Raw genomic sequence first — 15,501 nt, 5'->3', positions numbered from 1 at the left:
ACCCTCAAGGGGCTTGAGTACCCGCCGCGATTGCATCACTCGTGCGCGATGGCCGCCAGCACATTCATGCGCGATGCACGCAACGCCGGCAGCAGCGCCGCCACGACCCCCACGACCGCCGAGCCGATCACCACCGCGACGATGGTGCCCCAGGGGATCGCCAGCGCCGTCATGCCCTGCAGCGCCAGCACCTGCTGGGTGCACACACCCCACACCAGCCCCAGCGCGAGACCCAGCACCGCGCCGAACACGGCGATCACCACCGACTCCAGCCGGATCATCCGGCGCAACTGCCGCCGGGCGAGCCCGATGGCCCGCAGCAGCCCGATCTCCCGGGTGCGCTCCACGACCGACAGGGCGAGGGTGTTGACCACGCCGAGCACCGCGATGATGATCGCGAGGCCCAGCAGGGCGTACACGAGATAGAGCAGTACGGCGATCTGGTCGTGCACCAGGTCCTTGTAGTCGGCGAGGTCGCGGACCTGCACCTGCGGATAGGGGTCGAGCGTCTTCTCCAGGGCGGCCCGCAGGTCGTCCGGGCTGGTGCCGGAGGCGGCGTTGACGTACACGGCCGCGTCCTGCCCGCCCGGCGCGTACTCCTCCAGCGTGGCCAGGCCGAAGTAGACCCCGCCCTGGCTGCCGAACCCGTCCGCGGACTCCTGGTCGGTGAGGGCGCCCACCGTCAGCTCGGCCCGTCGGCCGCCCTGGAACTCCACGGGGACGGTGCTGCCGAGCCGTACGCCGTGGTCCTCGGCGAAGTCCTTGTCCATGGCGAGGTGGCCGGCCGCGAGCGCGTCCGCGGTGTCGCCCTGGGCGTAGGTGATGTTGGCGACCTCGTCGAGCTGGGGTTCGTATCCCGCGGCGGTCGTCTTCACGCGGTCGCCGTCCGGCAGGCGCAGCGCGATCGTCGTGAACTGCGAGCGTACGACGAGCCCCGCGCCCTCGGTGTCGCGGATCCGCTCGGTGATCTCCCGTGGGAAGGGCACGAAATTGCCGTTCTGCACCACGAAGTCGGCGCCCAGCGTCTTGTCGATCTGCTGGTCGAACGACTTGGTCATCGAGGCGCTGGCCACCGACATCCCGCCCACCAGCGCGAGACCGACCATCAGGGCGGCCGCGGTGGCGCCGGTGCGGCGCGGGTTGCGCAGGGCGTTGCGCTGGCTCATCCGGCCGATCGAGCCGAACAGCGCGGGGAAGGCCCCGCCGAGGACCCGGATCACCGGGCGCACCAGCAGCGGTCCCGCGATCACGGCCGCGATCAGGCTCAGGAGCACACCGAGGCCCAGCAGCGACGCGGCCGACGACGTCTTCGACGCCAGCGCGCAGCCCACGAGCGCCGCCGCGCCGGCCGCCCCGACCACCGAGCCCAGCACCGCGCGCAGCCGCAGCGGCCGCCCGATCTCGGCGATCTCCGCGTCCGCCAGGGCCGCCATCGGCGAGACGCCCGCCGCCCGCCGGGCCGGGAGGTACGCCGCGACGAAGGTGACGCCCAGGCCGACGACGTACGCCGTCACCGGCGTCCCCCAGCCGATCACCATCTCGGTCGCCCTGATGTTCATCCCCATCAGGCCCATCAGTTCGATGAGTCCGACGGCCAGCCCGATACCGGCCGCGAGGCCCGCCGTCGAGCCGACCAGGCCGAGCAGCAGCGCCTCGGTGATGACCGAGCGCCGCACCTGGCGCCGGTCCGCGCCGAGCGCCCGCAGCAGGCCCAGTTCCCGGGTGCGCTGGGCGATCAGCATGGAGAAGGTGTTGACGATCAGGAACACGCCGACGAGGACCGCGACCCCGGCGAAGCCGAGCATGACGTACTTGATGATGTCGAGGAATCCGCCGAGCTGCTCGACGTCCGACTCGGCCTGCTCGCCGGCGGTGCGCAGCTCGTAGGCGCCGCCGTCGGCGCCGAGCGCGTCGGCCACCCGCCGCTTCAGCTCCGGATCGCTGACGCCCTCGGCCGCGTCGAGGGCGATGCTGGTGGCGCCCTCCGGGTCGCCCAGCAGCTTGGTCTGCGCGGTCGGGGTGTCGAAGAAGACCAGGGCGGCGCCCGGGTTGGTGGTGGTGAAGGTGACGATGCCGACGACCTCGACCGGGAAGGAGCCCTCCTGCCCGATGACCGTGAGGCGGTCGCCGATCGCCACGTCCTTGTCGTCGGCGGTGTCCGCGTCGATCATGACCTGCCCGTCGCCCTTCGGGGCGTGACCCGAGGTGAGCTCCACGGGGCTGCGCTCGGTCGGGTTCCAGGCGGTGCCGATGGTGGGGGCGCCGGTGGTCGGGCCGACCGACTCGCGGTTCTCGTCGGCGACGGTGAGGCCGTCCACGTCCACCTCCGCGCGGGCCGCGGCGACACCGTCGACCCGGGCGAGGCGATCGGCCAGCGAGGCCGGCAGGGTCAGGGTCTGCCCCGAGGGGATCGTCTCGTCGAGGGTCTCCTTCGGGGTGACGGTGACATCGGCGGCGGTCGACGCGAAGAGCCGGTCGAAGGTGCGGCTGACGGTGTCCGAGAAGATCAGGCTGCCCGCGACGAACGCCACGGACAGGATCACCGCCAGGGCGGAGAGCAGCAGCCGCCCCTTGTGGGCGAGGAAGCTGCGGAGCGTCGCCTTCAGCACGAGGTCAGCTCTCCTCGGGCGACGCGGGCGGCTCGGGCGACGCCGACGAGGGTCCGTCGGCCGGCGGTATCGCCCCCGGCGCGGGCCCGGCGTCGTCGAACTGGCTGCGGATCACGTCGAAGCGCTTCATCCGCTCCAGCACGGCCTCCGCCGTCGGCCGCTCCATCTCGTCGACGATCCGTCCGTCGCCCAGGAAGAGCACCAGGTCGGAGTGGGCGGCGGCGCCCGGGTCATGGGTGACCATGACGACGGTCTGCCCGAGCTGGTCGACGGCCTCGCGCAGGAAGCCGAGCACCTCGAGGCCGGCCCGCGAGTCGAGGTTGCCGGTCGGCTCGTCCGCGAAGATCAGCTCCGGCCGGGAGGCGAGCGCGCGGGCGCAGGCCACGCGCTGCTGCTGGCCGCCGGAGAGCTGGGCGGGCCGGTGCCCCAGCCGGTCCCGCAGCCCGAGGGTGTCGATGACCTGGTCCAGCCACTTCTCGTCGGGCTTCTTGCCCGCGATGTCCATGGGCAGGGTGATGTTCTCGGCCGCGTTCAGGGTCGGGATCAGGTTGAACGACTGGAACATGAACCCGATCCGGTCCCGCCGCAGCCGGGTCAGCTCGCGGTCCTTCAGCCCGGTGATCTCGGTGTCGCCGAGCCACACCTGCCCCGCCGAGGCGTTGTCGAGGCCCGCCAGGCAGTGCATCAGCGTGGACTTGCCCGAGCCCGACGGCCCCATGACCGCGGTGAAGCGACCGCGCGCGATGTCGACGTCCACCGCGTCGAGGGCGAGCACCGTCGTCTCGCCCGAGCCGTACGCCTTCGTCAGGCCCCGGGCGCGGGCCGCGATCCCGTCCGCCGACGCGGAGCCCGGGGCGTACTGGGCAGCTGCTGTGGACAAAACCGCCTCCTCGCGGACGTAACGACCCTCATCTCCGCCGAGCGTAATGTGATCCAGCACACGCCGGGTATCCGCCGAAGGTCCCGGTCGGTCTCCCTCCCAGGTCGGGCCCCTGATATCGATGTAAGGGGCACTCTCCACCGTGGGATGCACCCTTGCCGGTGCTAGCACTCCCGCGCTAGCTTCGAAGCATGGCGAAGACCCAACTGAACGTGAGAGTGGACGAGGGCACGGCCCGCGCCGCCCGCGAGCGCGCCCTGGCCCGCGGCATGAGCGTCAACCGCTACATCGAGGAGCTGGTCAAGCAGGACACCGGCGAGGTCGGCCATACGTTCGTCGAGGCCGCGGCCGACTTCATGAAGCAGTACGAGTCGGTGTTCGCCGAGGAGTTCGGCGCCGACCGCGAGGGCGCGCGCGAAGGTCGCCACTGAACCGTTGAACGAACTGAACATCGACCTTGCCTGGCTGCTCATGCTCGCCGAGAAGCGGACGCCGGGGGACCCACAGGTCTCCGACTGGGGCGCCCTCGTCGCCGCCGTCGCACGCCACCAGGCTGAGATATTCGACGTCCCCGTCTACGACAGCCCGCACGCCCGGGCCGCCGCCCTCCTCCAACTGCTCATCCACGTCCCCGCGCTGGAGCGCTCCAACGCCCTGTTCGCCTCCGCGGTCGCCTACGCCTACCTCGTCGCCAGCGGCCTGAAGGTCGTCACCTCGCCCGAGCAGGTACGCGACCTGGCCCGGCTGGTGAAGAGCGGCGAGGCCTCGGTGGACGACATCGCGCGGGAACTGCGGCAGTGGACTCTGTGACTGGGTGGACTCCCGTGACTACCGACTGACCGGCGGCCGCCATGCCGTGCCCAGCGTGCAGTACGACGAGGGCAGGGCCGGACCCTGCTCCGGCACCATCACCCGGCGGCACGGGCCGAGTTCGAAGCCCGCCTCGCGCAGCGCCGCGACCGGGTCCCGGGAGACATGGCAGCCGCCGCTCAGCAGCGGCCACACCGTCCGGTCCAGCGCGCGCTGCGTGAGGAGCATCGCGCGACCGCCGCCCCGGCCGTGCTCGAAGAACCGCACCATGCCGCCGGGCCGCAGCACCCGCCGTACCTCGGCCAGCGCCCGCGGCACGTCCCGTACGCTGCACATCACCAGCGACAGCACCACCGCGTCGAAAGCCTCGCTCTTGACCGGCAGCGCCTCCGCCACGCCCGGCGCCACATCCACCGGCACCCCGGCGCGCAGCGCGGACTCCACCGCCAACTTCCGCAGCATGCGCTCCGGTTCGATGGCGACGACCTCCGAGACCGCGCTCGGATAGTGGGCGAAGTTCAGACCGTTGCCGGCGCCGATCTCGATCACCCGGCCGGACAGCCCGGCCAGCAGCCGGTCGCGGATGTCGGCCATGCCCATCCGCGTCTCGGCGTTGACGCTGACCCGGGCGTAGAAACGGGCGAACAGCGGGTGGTGCACGGCATCCCGTGGCACCTTGCCGGAGCCGGTGACGGACCTCAGGGCCATGGGGACCTCCCGGAAGGACGGGACTCACTCCCGATTGTCCCCCGTCCGGGACCGGCGCACCCCCCGCTGTCATGGTGACGGTCGTCCGGGCAGGCCCGGCCGCCTCAGCCGATGAAGTCCCGGACCTGCTCGTACACGCCGCGATCGTTGTTCATGTCGCTGTGCGAGACACAGCCGACCTCGACGTTCGTCGCACCGCTCAGAATCGCGGTGGTGTCGGGCGTCAGCGCGTCGTCACAGTTCGACCAGTAGCTGGCGTACGACACACCGCCCGGGGTCTCGTCGCCGGAGTTCAGCGCGGTCAGGAACGAGCTGCCGGTGTTCATCTCCGCGCAGGAGGTGTACAGCCACGCGCACCACGAGGCGGTGGACGTGCCGTGGTTCACCCCGGCCGTCGAGACGAAGTCGTCCACGTACGACGTCCCGCCGAGGTTCTTGAGGTAGTACCGGGCGCTCAGCGCGCCCATGGAGTGGACGACCAGGTCGACCTTCGAGGCGCCGGTCCGGGCGAGCACGTCCCTGATCTCGGCCGCGAGCCGCTGGGCGGTGGTGGCGTTCGACTGGGCCCAGTCGTAGGACCAGGCGTTCAGCTCGGCGGAGGAGTAGCCGTCGGCCGCGAAGTAGCCGGCCCAGTCGTCCCAACTGCTCGCCGAGCTGCTCAGGCCGTGCACGAAGACTACCGGATCGTGGGCGGCCGCCTGCGCGGGTGTGGGGGAGAGGGACAGGGACAGCAGGAGCGATGAGGTCACGGCCGTCAGAACCGTGGCGATGCGACGCTTGTGGCGCTGCATGATGCCTCCTGAAACGTGTGGGGTTGTCAGGAGTGTCGAGCCGGGTCTACGCGCGCCGCATCGGCGAAATCGCCGGTCTTTACGCTTCAACTGACCCGCCAGTAACGTCATCTGTGTGGTGACTCCGGTGAACCCCCCACCTCTCGACCGCACTTCGCCACCGCAGCCGACCGACGCGTGGCGAGCGTCGGCCGCCGCCCTTCCCGAAGGGGTCCGCGTCCGGGTGCTGCGCGCGGTGTACGGCGATCCGCGCGCCGCCGCCGAACTGGCCCCGCGCCTCACCGAACGCCAGGCGACGGGCCTCGACCCGCTCCCCACGGCACCGGCCGACCAGGCACCGCAGCTGCTGCGTGAACGCCGCACGGAGATACGCGCGTTGCCCGACGACACGCGCCTGCTGCTCCTGCTCGCCGCCGCCGACCAGTACCCGGTCCCCACCGACGCCTTCCTGCGCGCCGTCATGGCGGCCCGTCTCGACACCCGGTCCCTGGACCCCGCCGAGGCGGCCGGGGTCGCGCACGCCGGAGCGGGCGGTGTGGTGTTCCGTGACGCGTGGACGCGGATCGCGGCCTACGAGACGGGCTCCCCGGCCGACCGGCGCGACGTCCACCGGCTGCTGGCCCGCGTGTTGCGCGGCGAGGGCGAGACACCGTGGCGTTCCTGGCACCGGGGCGCGGGAGCGGTCGGCCCCAGCGGGCGGCTGGCCGCGGAACTCGGCGTGGCCGCGGGCAAGGCGGCCGGCGCGGGGCGGCTGCCGTTGGCGCGAGCCCTGGCAGAGCGGGCCGCCGCACTGTGCCCGGACCCGTCCCGGCAGTCCCGCCTGACGGCCCGGGCCGCCGGGTACGCCTGGCGGTCGGGCGACGGGGACCGGGCGCGCAGCCTGGCGGCGACCGTGGCCGACGAGGCGCTGAGCGGGGTGCTGGCGCTGCGGGCGGGGAACGCGACGGAGGCGTTCGACGCACTGCTGACGGCGGCGGTCCGCGCGGCGAACGCGACGACGCCGGTCGCTGCGCGGGGCGCGTCTACGGCGCGGGGCACGTCCATGGCGCTTGGCACGTCCACGGCACCGGGCGCTGCCGCGGCGCCTGGCACTTCCACGGTGCCTGGAACGTTTGCGGAGCCTGGCGTGTCTACGGCACCTGGCGCTTGCACGGGGCTTGGCGCTTCCACGGGGCTCGGCGCGTCTTCGGCACCGGGCGCTTCCGCGGCGCCCGGCACTTCCACGGTGCCTGGAACGTCCGCGGTGCCTGGCGTGTCTATGGCACCGGGTGCTTGCACGGGGCCTGGCGCGTCCGCTGAGCCTGGCACTTGCACGGTGCCTGGAACGTCCGCGGTGCCTGGAGCGTCTACGGCGCCGGGCGCTTCCAAGGGGCTTGGCACTGACCCGGCGCCCGGAACCTCCACGGCGCCCGGAACGTCCGCGGCGCCGGGCGCCTCCACGGTCCCGAGGACCACCACCGCCCCCGGGATCATCACCGCTCCCGGCATCACCACCGCCCCTGGCATCGCCCCCGACACCTCCCCTGCTCGCCGTGTCACCGCCGCCCCCGTCACCCACCTCCTCGCCCGCGCCACCGAGGCCGCCATCTACACGGGCGACGTGCGTCGGCTGCGTGAGGCGTCCCGGGTCGCCGAGCGGCTCGGGGTCGGGCAGTCCGGCACGCTGGGCGGGCTCGTGGCCGCGTTCGACGGGCGGTACGAGGATGCGCGCGACCTGCTGAAGGCGGCGGCCGGGCGGTGCGGGCCGGGTGGCGACCCCACCGTCCTCATCCATGCCGCGATCGCCGCCCTGCTCCTCGGCGACCACACCCGCGCGGCCACCGCGACCCTGCGCGCGACCGCCTCCGCCCGGACGCGGGGCACCCCGGTGACCGTGCCGCAGGCCATGGAGTTCCGGGCCTACGCCGACTTCTGGACCGGACGCCCCCGGGCCGGCGAGGCCGCCGCGGCCGATGCGCTGTGGCAGGCCCACGCCACCGGCCAGGACAACGGCGCCTGCCATCTGCAGGCCGCCCTCGCCATGTTCGCGGCGCTCACCGGGGACGCCGACGTCTGCCGCGAACGCGCCGCGACCGCACGGTCGTACGCCCTCGCCCGCGGCCTGGGCCTGCCCGCCGCTCTCGCCCAGTGGGCGCTCGCCTTCCTCGACCTGAGCAGCGGCCGCTACGCCGCCGCGGCCGCCCGGCTGCGCGCCCTCGCCGGATTCGGCCCCGGCCACGGCCACCGGGCCATCCGCCATCTGGCCACCCCGCACTACGTGGAGGCCGCCGTCCGCACCGGCGACACCCGGGTCGCCCGCGTGGCACACGCCGACTACGACCGCTGGGCCGACACCGTCCGCAGCCCCGACGACCTGGCCCTCAGCGCCCGCTGCCGAGCCCTGCTCGCCCCTGGCGCGGAAGCCGTCGACCACTACCGCACGGCACTCGACCTGCACTCGCATGGCACCCGGGACTTCGAGCGGGCCCGTACGGAGCTGCTGTTCGGCAGTGCCCTGCGCCGGCTGCGGCGCCGTACGGAGGCACGTGACCGCCTGCACAGCGCCCTGGAGGCCTTCGACTCCTTCGGCGCCCCGCACTGCGCGACCCAGGCCCGCACCGAACTGCGCGCCCTGGGCACCCCGGCCGCCCCCGCCCGGACCGGCCCCGACACCCCCGCCTCGCGCCTGACGGCCCAGCAACTCCTGGTCGCCCGCATGGCCGCCGAGGGCGCCACCAACCGCGAGATCGCCACCCGCCTGGCCCTCAGCCCGCGCACGATCGACCACCACCTGCGCGGCGTCTTCACCCGTCTGGGCATCCGCTCCCGCATCGAACTGGTGCGGATCGTCGCCGAGAGCGGGGAAGAGGGGACCGGCTAGGCGGCCATGCCGTCACCCCCACCCGGCGGAAAGGCCCTGGCTCAACCGGCGAAGGCGTGGGCATGTCGTCACACGGATGCCCCGCATGGGCGCACGGCGTCTGCCCGAGGGACTGCTCGACCGCGGGCATCGCCTTCAGCACCCGGGCCTCGGCCACCACCCTCGCCTCGAGACGCCCCGCACACGACAGCACGGCCGGGCCCCCGGCGTATCCCCGCAGTGAGCGGCGACTCGTCGTCCTGCCGGGCCTCGGCCTCGACCGCTTCTGCGGTGCCCATGATTCAGAGCGTCGCACGGGGGTCTGACACCCGCCCCCGAAACCCCTCCGCGTCCCACGTCCCGAACAGCCTCGGCGCCAGCCAACCCGCCGCCGCGTCACGGAAGTCGGCGGGCGGCAGCGCCCCCGCCCCCGCCGGTACCGCGCCCAGCAGCGGTGCCCCCGCCACCTCCGGCAGATCCGCCACATTGCAACGCGACGCCAGATCCGGCGCCTCGGGCCAGCTCCCGATCACCACGCCCAGCAAGTCCAGCCGCCGGCCGCGCAGTTCACGCGCCGTGAGTTCGGTCGTGTTCAGGGTGCCCAGGCCCGCCGACGCCACCACCAGGACCGGCACCGCCATGAGCTCGGCCGCGTCCGCCAGGGTGCCGCCCGCCTCGTCGAAGCGGACCAGCAGACCGCCCGCCCCTTCCACCAGCACCAGATCGTGCTCGGCGGCCAGCTTGGCGGCGGCCTCGGCGATCTCGTGCGGCCCGACCGCTGCCCGGCCGGCCCGGCGTGCCGCCGTCGCGGGGGCCAACGGGTCGGGATAGCGGGCGAGTTCCGCCGTCGTCACCGCGCCCGCGAGCCGCGCGACCTCCTGTGCGTCCCCCGGCTCGTCCGGCCGTACCCCCGTCTGTGCCGCCTTCAGCACCGCCACCGAGCGGCCCGCCGCCAGCGCCGACGCCGCGACCGCGGCCGTGGTGACCGTCTTGCCGACCTCCGTGCCCGTGCCCGTGATCACCAGTACCGGCATCTCAGCCCTCCCGCGCCGCCGCGCACACCGCACGGGCGATCCTCGCCACGTCCTCGTCGCCCGTGACGTACGGCGGCATCGTGTAGACGAGGTCCCTGAACGGCCGCAGCCACACGCCCTCGCGCACGGCCGCCGCGCCGGCCGCCTTCATATCAACGGCGTGGTCCAGCTGGACGACCCCGATGGCGCCGAGGACCCGTACGTCCTTCACCCCCGGAAGGTCCGCCGCGGGCGCCAGCCCCTCCCGCAGTCCCGCCTCGATCCGCTTGACCTCGGCCTGCCAGTCCTGGCCGAGCAGCAGCTCGATCGAGGCGCCGGCGACCGCGGCCGCCAGCGGATTGCCCATGAACGTCGGGCCGTGCGCCAGCACCGGCACCTCGCCGCGCGAGATGCCGTCGGCCACGCGGGACGTGCACAGCGTCGCCGCCATCGTCATATAGCCGCCGGTCAGCGCCTTGCCCAGGCACATCACGTCCGGCGTCACCGCCGCGTGCTCCGCCGCGAACAGCGCGCCCGTGCGGCCGAAACCGGTCGCGATCTCGTCGAACACCAGCAGCACGCCGTGCGCGTCGCACGCCTCCCGCAGCACCCGCAGATACGCGGGGGAGTGGAACCGCATCCCGCCCGCGCCCTGCACGACCGGCTCGACGATCACCGCCGCCAGTTCGTGCGCGTGCCCTTCGATCAGCGACCGGAGGTGGTCGGCGTACGACTCGTCGTACTCCGCCGGCGGCGGGTCCGCGAACACCTGGCGCTGGAGCACCCCGGTCCACAGTTCGTGCATCCCGCCCTCGGGGTCGCACACCGACATCGGCTGCCAGGTGTCGCCGTGATAGCCGCCGCGCCAGGTCAGCAGCCGCTGCTTGCCGGGGCGGCCGAGCGAGCGCCAGTACTGCAGGCACATCTTGACCGCGACCTCGACCGACACCGACCCGGAGTCGGCGAGGAAGACATGCTCCAGACCGTCGGGCGACATGTCGACAAGGAGCTTCGCGAGGCGTACGGCGGGCTCGTGGGTGAGCCCGCCGAACATCACATGGCTCATGCGCTCGAGCTGCTCGCGCGCGGCCTCGTTCAGCACCGGGTGGTTGTAGCCGTGGATCGCCGACCACCAGGACGACATGCCGTCGACCAGTTCACCCGAACGGTCCGCGAGCTTCAGCCGTACCCCGCTCGCCGACTCCACCACGAGCGGCTCCGCCAGGCCCGGCATGGGCCCGTACGGATGCCACACGTGCCGCCGGTCGAGCTCCAGCAGCTCGGGCACGCTCAGCTCAGGCATTGGGCGCGAGGTCCGTTCCGGCGCCCCGGCGGCGTACGGCGACCAGGTCGGTGCGCGGCTCGCCCGCCGGGACGGCGGCAGCGGCCGTACCGCAGACACCGCCACCTTCGTGCGACCCGCAGCCAGCAGCTTCGTCGGATCCACACCCCGAGCTCTCGTGCGACCCGCAGCCGCCGCCCCCGGCCGTCGCCGCCCGGTGCTCCGGCAGCGTCACCTGGTCGGTGCCCTCCACCTCGAAGCCGGCGTCGGCGATCATCTCCAGGTCCGCCTTGCCGGCCTGGCCCTCGGTGGTCAGGTAGTCGCCGAGGAAGATCGAGTTGGCCAGGTGCAGGGCGAGCGGCTGCATCGTGCGCAGATGGACCTCGCGGCCGCCCGCGATCCGCACCTCCACGTCCGGGCACACGAAGCGCACCATCGCCAGGATCCGCAGGCACCGCTGCGGAGTGAGGTTCCACTCCTTGGCCAGCGGGGTGCCCTCCACCGGGATCAGGAAGTTGACCGGCACCGAGTCCGGGTCCAGCTCGCGCAGCGAGTACACGACGTCGACCAGGTCCTCGTCGCTCTCGCCCATGCCCGCGATGAGCCCGGAGCAGGCGGAGAGACCGGCCGCGTGCGCCTTGTTCACGGTGTCCACGCGGTCGGCGTAGGTGTGCGTGGTCGTGATGTCCCCGTACGTCCCCTCGGACGTGTTGAGGTTGTGGTTGTACGCGTCCGCGCCCGCCTCGCGCAGCCGCTCCGCCTGGCCGTCGGACAGCAGACCGAGACAGGCGCACACCTCGACGCCCTCGTTCTGCTCCTTGATCGCCTTGATGGTGCCCGCGACCCGGTCCACGTCACGGTCGGTCGGGCCGCGCCCGGACGCCACCAGACAGACCCGCTTGGCGCCACCCGCCAAACCGGCGGCCGCGGCCTGCGAGGCCTCGTCGGGCTTGAGCCAGGTGTATTTGAGGATGCCGGTGGTGGAGCCGAGACGCTGGGAGCAGTAGGAGCAGTCCTCGGGGCACAGCCCGGACTTCAGGTTGACGAGGTAGTTGAGTTTCACCCGTCGGCCGAACCAGTGCCGGCGCACCTTGCCGGCCGCGGCCACCACATCGAGCAGGTCGTCGTCGGAAGTGGCGAGGACGGCCAAGGCTTCCTCGCGGGTCGGCAGCTCGCGCCGAAGCCCCTTGTCCACCAGCGTGTTCAGCAGGTCCATGGGAGCTGATCCTTACGTACGGAGGGTGCCGGAGCCAAGGAGAGTTCGCACAACCCTGTCGATTCGATGTGTGGGTATTGCCACACCGTGCGCCGTCGGTCGTGCGGCTAGTGTCTGTGCACTGCCTACAAAAGCCCGGAGGAACCATGGCGTTCGGCTGGATCGACGAGCAGGCGGAGTCGCGCCGCCACGCCGGACTCGTGCGGACCCTGCGCCCCCGCCCGGCCGACTCGCCGCTCCTCGACCTCGCGAGCAACGACTACCTGGGCCTGGCCCGCCATCCGGAGGTCACCGAGGGCGCCGCGCGGGCGGCCGGGACGTGGGGCGGCGGCGCGACCGGTTCCCGGCTCGTCACGGGCACGACCGAGCTGCACACCGAGCTGGAGCGCGAGCTGGCCGACTTCTGCGGCTTCGAGGCGGCCCTGGTCTTCTCGTCCGGCTACGCGGCCAACCTCGCCGCGGTCACCACGCTGGCCCCGCACGGCTCGCTGATCGTGTCGGACGCGGGCAACCACGCCTCGCTGATCGACGGCTGCCGGCTGGCGCGCGGCACGACACAGGTCGTCGCGCACTGCGACCCCGACGCCGTGCGCAAGGCGCTCCTGACGCACGACGGCCCCGCCGTGGCCGTGTCCGACACCGTCTTCTCGGTCGACGGCGACGCCGCCCCGCTGGCCGGGTACGCCGAGGCGTGCCGGGAGCGCGGCGCGGGACTGGTCGTCGACGACGCCCACGGCCTCGGTGTGCTCGGTGCCGGCGGCCGCGGCGCCCCGTACGCGGCAGGGATCGCGGGCGCCGACGACGTCGTCGCGACCATCACGCTGTCCAAGTCGCTCGGCAGCCAGGGCGGCGCCGTCCTCGGCCCGGCCCGGGTGATCGAGCACCTGGTCAACACGGCCCGGACGTTCATCTTCGACACGGGCCTCGCCCCCGCCTCGGCCGGCGCGGCCCTGGCGGCACTGGGGCTGCTGCGCCGCGAGCCGGAGCGGGCGGGGCGGGCGGGCGCGGTGGCGCGCGAACTCCACGCACGTCTGACCGCCGCCGGTCTGGAGGCGGTACGTCCGGACGCCGCGGTCGTCTCCGTGCGCGCACCGTCCCCGGAGGGGGCCGTCCAATGGGCGGCCGAGTGCCGGGCGGCCGGCCTCGCCGTGGGCTGTTTCCGTCCTCCCTCCGTGCCCGACGGCATCTCACGGCTCAGGCTGACCGCCCGCGCGGACCTCACCGAGGCCGAGATCGAACGCGCTGTACAGGTGATCGGCGAGACACGACCATGAGTCGGCGTGACACGGCCTGTCTTCGTCTGTCGTCGAATTGACCGGAGTCGATCAGGACTGATCGAAGCTGATCGAAGCGGTCAGGACTGAAACGCGGCCGTGAAGCCCGCCCAGCTCTCGGGGGAGAAGAGCAGCGCGGGTCCGGCCGGATCCTTGGAGTCGCGTACGGCGAGCAGTCCGGTCCAGGGGCCGGAGCGCGGCCGTGCCGTCTCCACACAGTTGTTCGCTCCCGTGCTGTAGCTGCTGCGCAGCCAGCACGCACCGAGCAGTTCGGTGCTCGACGTGATGGTCCGAGGCAGTGCGGTCATGGTGCCTCCTTACGCGCCGCCACCCAGCGTGGCGATGTAATCCAGCGTTTCCTCGGGCGAAAGGGCGTGGATCCGAAGGGCGTTGAAGGCCTCCGTGTAGGCCTGGAGGTCTTCTTTCCGTTCGAGATAGAGGCTACTCGTCAAGTGGTCGAGAACAACCACATCCAGATCAGAAGTGCTCGAAAATGAGAAGATAACGAAAGGCCCAGTGATGCCGATGTGCTCTCCGGCCTTGAACGGCAGCACCTGGAGCCTGACTTGGGGCAGTCGCGCCGCCTCCATCAGCCGGCCCATCTGCCGCGTCATCACCTCGGGCCCGCCGATCTCCCGGTGCAGCACGGCCTCGTCCAGCACCGCGCTCAGCCTCATCGGCGGATCGCCGCGCAGCACGTCCTGCCTGGCCAGACGCACCGCGACCAGCGCGTCCAGGCGCTCGTCGGCCTCGTCGGCGAGGCCGGCCACCGCGGCCCTGGTCACGGCCCGGGCGTACTCGGGGGTCTGGAGCAACCCGGGCACCACGGATGTCTCCAGGGTGCGCATCGCGCTCGCCTGCGACTCCAGGCTGATGAAGTCCCGGTACGTCGGCGGCAGCACTCCCCGGTACGCATGCCACCAGTTGTGCCGGCCGCCCCCCTCGTCGGACCCCGCCAACACCAACAGTAACTCCCGCAGTTGGGCGTCCCGTACGGCGTAGACGTCGAGCAGTAACCGCACATCGGCCGGTTTCACCCCGCTGGCGCCGGTCTCGATCCGGCTCACCTTGGACTGGTGCCAGCCCGCCAGCCGGGCCGCCTCACCACTGGTGAGCCCCGCCCCGGTGCGCAACGCGCGCAGTTCCGCGCCCAGTTTTCGGCGGCGCACCGCGGGACCGTGCTGCATGGGCTACTCCTTACTCCAACCGAGCCGCCCAAATACGGTCTGCCGTCGCAGAGTTCACCGCTTCGAGCGACAGATATATGCATATCTTGGTGGATCGCCACCCGTGACAGGCGCGGAAATGGCAGTCTGGCGACGAAGCACCAGTCCGGGACCGTACTCGAACCATCCGCTCCGTGTCGGACTCCGGTCCCGTGGGAAAGGGACGACGTCGCCATGGCAGATCATTTGGAAGCATCCGTCACTCTGCCGAGCGATCCCGCCTCGGTCTCCGCGGCCCGGGGCTATGTGCTCACCACCCTCGCGGAGTGGGGATTGCCGCCGGAAGCGGAAATGGCCGACACCATCCGTCTGATCGTCTCCGAACTCGCCACCAACGCCGTACAGCACACCCTCGGCCAGTCACCCACCTTCACGGTGGACCTCGCGCTCGACCGTGACGAACAACTGCGCATCGGCGTCACCGACAGCCACCCGCGCTTCCCCAAGCGGCTGCCTGCCGCCGTCCAGCAGGACAACGGCCGCGGCATGGTCATCATCCGCTGGCTGACCGCCGAATGCGGCGGCAAGCTGAGAGTGCGCCCCACCCGCGAGGGCGGCAAGACCGTCTCCATCGAACTCCCGTGGACGGTACCCGCCGCACCGGTGGCGGCGGCCGGACCACAGGAGTAGGGCGTGTTTTGGAGGCCCCGCACAGCACCCGTGCCCCCGGCGGCAGCGGCTTGTGTCGCGGTCGGCACGCACCCTCGCCGCACCGGCGGTGACACCAGCCGCTGCCGCGGCGGGCGCGAGCACCGCACGGGACCTCCAAAACACCCCCTAGGGCCTGTTGTGAAAGTGCTGGTCACAGCCACTCGTTGATGGCTGCGACCAGCACGGTCGCTTCGTAGCGGAC

At 72.5% G+C, this 15,501-nt stretch carries 14 protein-coding genes; 5 read left to right on the top strand and 9 right to left on the bottom strand.

All coding sequences use genetic code 11. The features are described 5' to 3' along the window. Nucleotides 1–35 precede the first annotated feature (35 nt). A complete protein-coding gene (locus tag ACP4J3_RS36330) occupies nucleotides 36–2,609 on the bottom strand; it encodes an ABC transporter permease (protein WP_426540581.1) in 2,574 nt (857 codons plus the stop codon). Between the two features lie 4 nt (nucleotides 2,610–2,613). Next, nucleotides 2,614–3,489: an ABC transporter ATP-binding protein gene (locus ACP4J3_RS36325; protein WP_426540580.1), complete on the bottom strand. Its 876-nt coding sequence runs from the start codon at nucleotides 3,487–3,489 to the stop codon at nucleotides 2,614–2,616. Nucleotides 3,490–3,680: 191 nt separating this feature from the next. On the opposite strand from ACP4J3_RS36325, the gene ACP4J3_RS36320 reads away from it, so the two are divergent. After that, nucleotides 3,681–3,920, top strand: coding sequence for a toxin-antitoxin system HicB family antitoxin (locus tag ACP4J3_RS36320; protein ID WP_426540579.1), 240 nt, complete (start codon nucleotides 3,681–3,683; stop codon nucleotides 3,918–3,920). Between the two features lie 4 nt (nucleotides 3,921–3,924). Then, entirely contained in the window at nucleotides 3,925–4,299 is a 375-nt protein-coding gene (locus ACP4J3_RS36315) for a fic family toxin-antitoxin system, toxin component (RefSeq protein ID WP_426540578.1), read from the top strand. 18 nt (nucleotides 4,300–4,317) lie between these two features. Here the strand turns inward: ACP4J3_RS36315 and ACP4J3_RS36310 are convergent, their stop codons facing one another. Beyond that, complete coding sequence (locus tag ACP4J3_RS36310) at nucleotides 4,318–5,007, bottom strand: class I SAM-dependent methyltransferase (protein ID WP_426540577.1); 690 nt, start codon at nucleotides 5,005–5,007, stop codon at nucleotides 4,318–4,320. A 104-nt stretch (nucleotides 5,008–5,111) separates the two neighbouring features. After that, nucleotides 5,112–5,798 carry an esterase/lipase family protein gene (locus ACP4J3_RS36305; protein ID WP_426540576.1) on the bottom strand — a complete coding sequence of 229 codons (687 nt, stop codon included), beginning with the start codon at nucleotides 5,796–5,798 and terminating at the stop codon, nucleotides 5,112–5,114. A 127-nt stretch (nucleotides 5,799–5,925) separates the two neighbouring features. On the opposite strand from ACP4J3_RS36305, the gene ACP4J3_RS36300 reads away from it, so the two are divergent. Next, nucleotides 5,926–8,658, top strand: a complete 2,733-nt coding sequence (locus ACP4J3_RS36300; protein ID WP_426540575.1) for a LuxR C-terminal-related transcriptional regulator — start codon at nucleotides 5,926–5,928, stop codon at nucleotides 8,656–8,658. A 281-nt stretch (nucleotides 8,659–8,939) separates the two neighbouring features. Here the strand turns inward: ACP4J3_RS36300 and bioD are convergent, their stop codons facing one another. From bioD to bioB, 3 genes are read right to left on the bottom strand one after another with little or no spacing between them, the layout of a single operon-like run. Then, the gene (gene bioD / locus ACP4J3_RS36295) at nucleotides 8,940–9,671 is read right to left on the bottom strand and encodes a dethiobiotin synthase (protein WP_426540574.1); all 732 of its coding nucleotides are present in this window, start codon (nucleotides 9,669–9,671) and stop codon (nucleotides 8,940–8,942) included. A 1-nt stretch (nucleotide 9,672) separates the two neighbouring features. Further along, nucleotides 9,673–10,953: an adenosylmethionine--8-amino-7-oxononanoate transaminase gene (locus ACP4J3_RS36290; protein WP_426540573.1), complete on the bottom strand. Its 1,281-nt coding sequence runs from the start codon at nucleotides 10,951–10,953 to the stop codon at nucleotides 9,673–9,675. Beyond that, nucleotides 10,946–12,148 carry a biotin synthase BioB gene (bioB, locus tag ACP4J3_RS36285; protein WP_426540572.1) on the bottom strand — a complete coding sequence of 401 codons (1,203 nt, stop codon included), beginning with the start codon at nucleotides 12,146–12,148 and terminating at the stop codon, nucleotides 10,946–10,948. Before bioB ends, ACP4J3_RS36290 begins: the two co-directional genes overlap by 8 nt. A gap of 146 nt (nucleotides 12,149–12,294) precedes the next feature. Between bioB and ACP4J3_RS36280 the strand changes: the two genes are divergently transcribed. After that, a complete protein-coding gene (locus ACP4J3_RS36280) occupies nucleotides 12,295–13,422 on the top strand; it encodes an 8-amino-7-oxononanoate synthase (RefSeq protein ID WP_426540571.1) in 1,128 nt (375 codons plus the stop codon). An 80-nt stretch (nucleotides 13,423–13,502) separates the two neighbouring features. Here the strand turns inward: ACP4J3_RS36280 and ACP4J3_RS36275 are convergent, their stop codons facing one another. Next, on the bottom strand, nucleotides 13,503–13,730 hold the full coding sequence (locus ACP4J3_RS36275) for a DUF397 domain-containing protein (protein WP_426540570.1): 228 nt from the start codon (nucleotides 13,728–13,730) through the stop codon (nucleotides 13,503–13,505). Nucleotides 13,731–13,739: 9 nt separating this feature from the next. Continuing rightward, nucleotides 13,740–14,609 (bottom strand): helix-turn-helix domain-containing protein, encoded by an 870-nt coding sequence (locus tag ACP4J3_RS36270; protein ID WP_426540569.1) that lies wholly within the window; start codon nucleotides 14,607–14,609, stop codon nucleotides 13,740–13,742. Nucleotides 14,610–14,822: 213 nt separating this feature from the next. Between ACP4J3_RS36270 and ACP4J3_RS36265 the strand changes: the two genes are divergently transcribed. Next, complete coding sequence (locus tag ACP4J3_RS36265) at nucleotides 14,823–15,278, top strand: ATP-binding protein (protein ID WP_426540568.1); 456 nt, start codon at nucleotides 14,823–14,825, stop codon at nucleotides 15,276–15,278. Nucleotides 15,279–15,501: the final 223 nt, after the last annotated feature.

This window comes from Streptomyces sp. UG1, from assembly GCF_049974585.1.
Taxonomy (GTDB): Bacteria; Actinomycetota; Actinomycetes; order Streptomycetales; family Streptomycetaceae; genus Streptomyces.
Note: the sequence above shows the minus strand (reverse complement) of the source record. Positions and strands in the feature narration are given on the sequence as shown.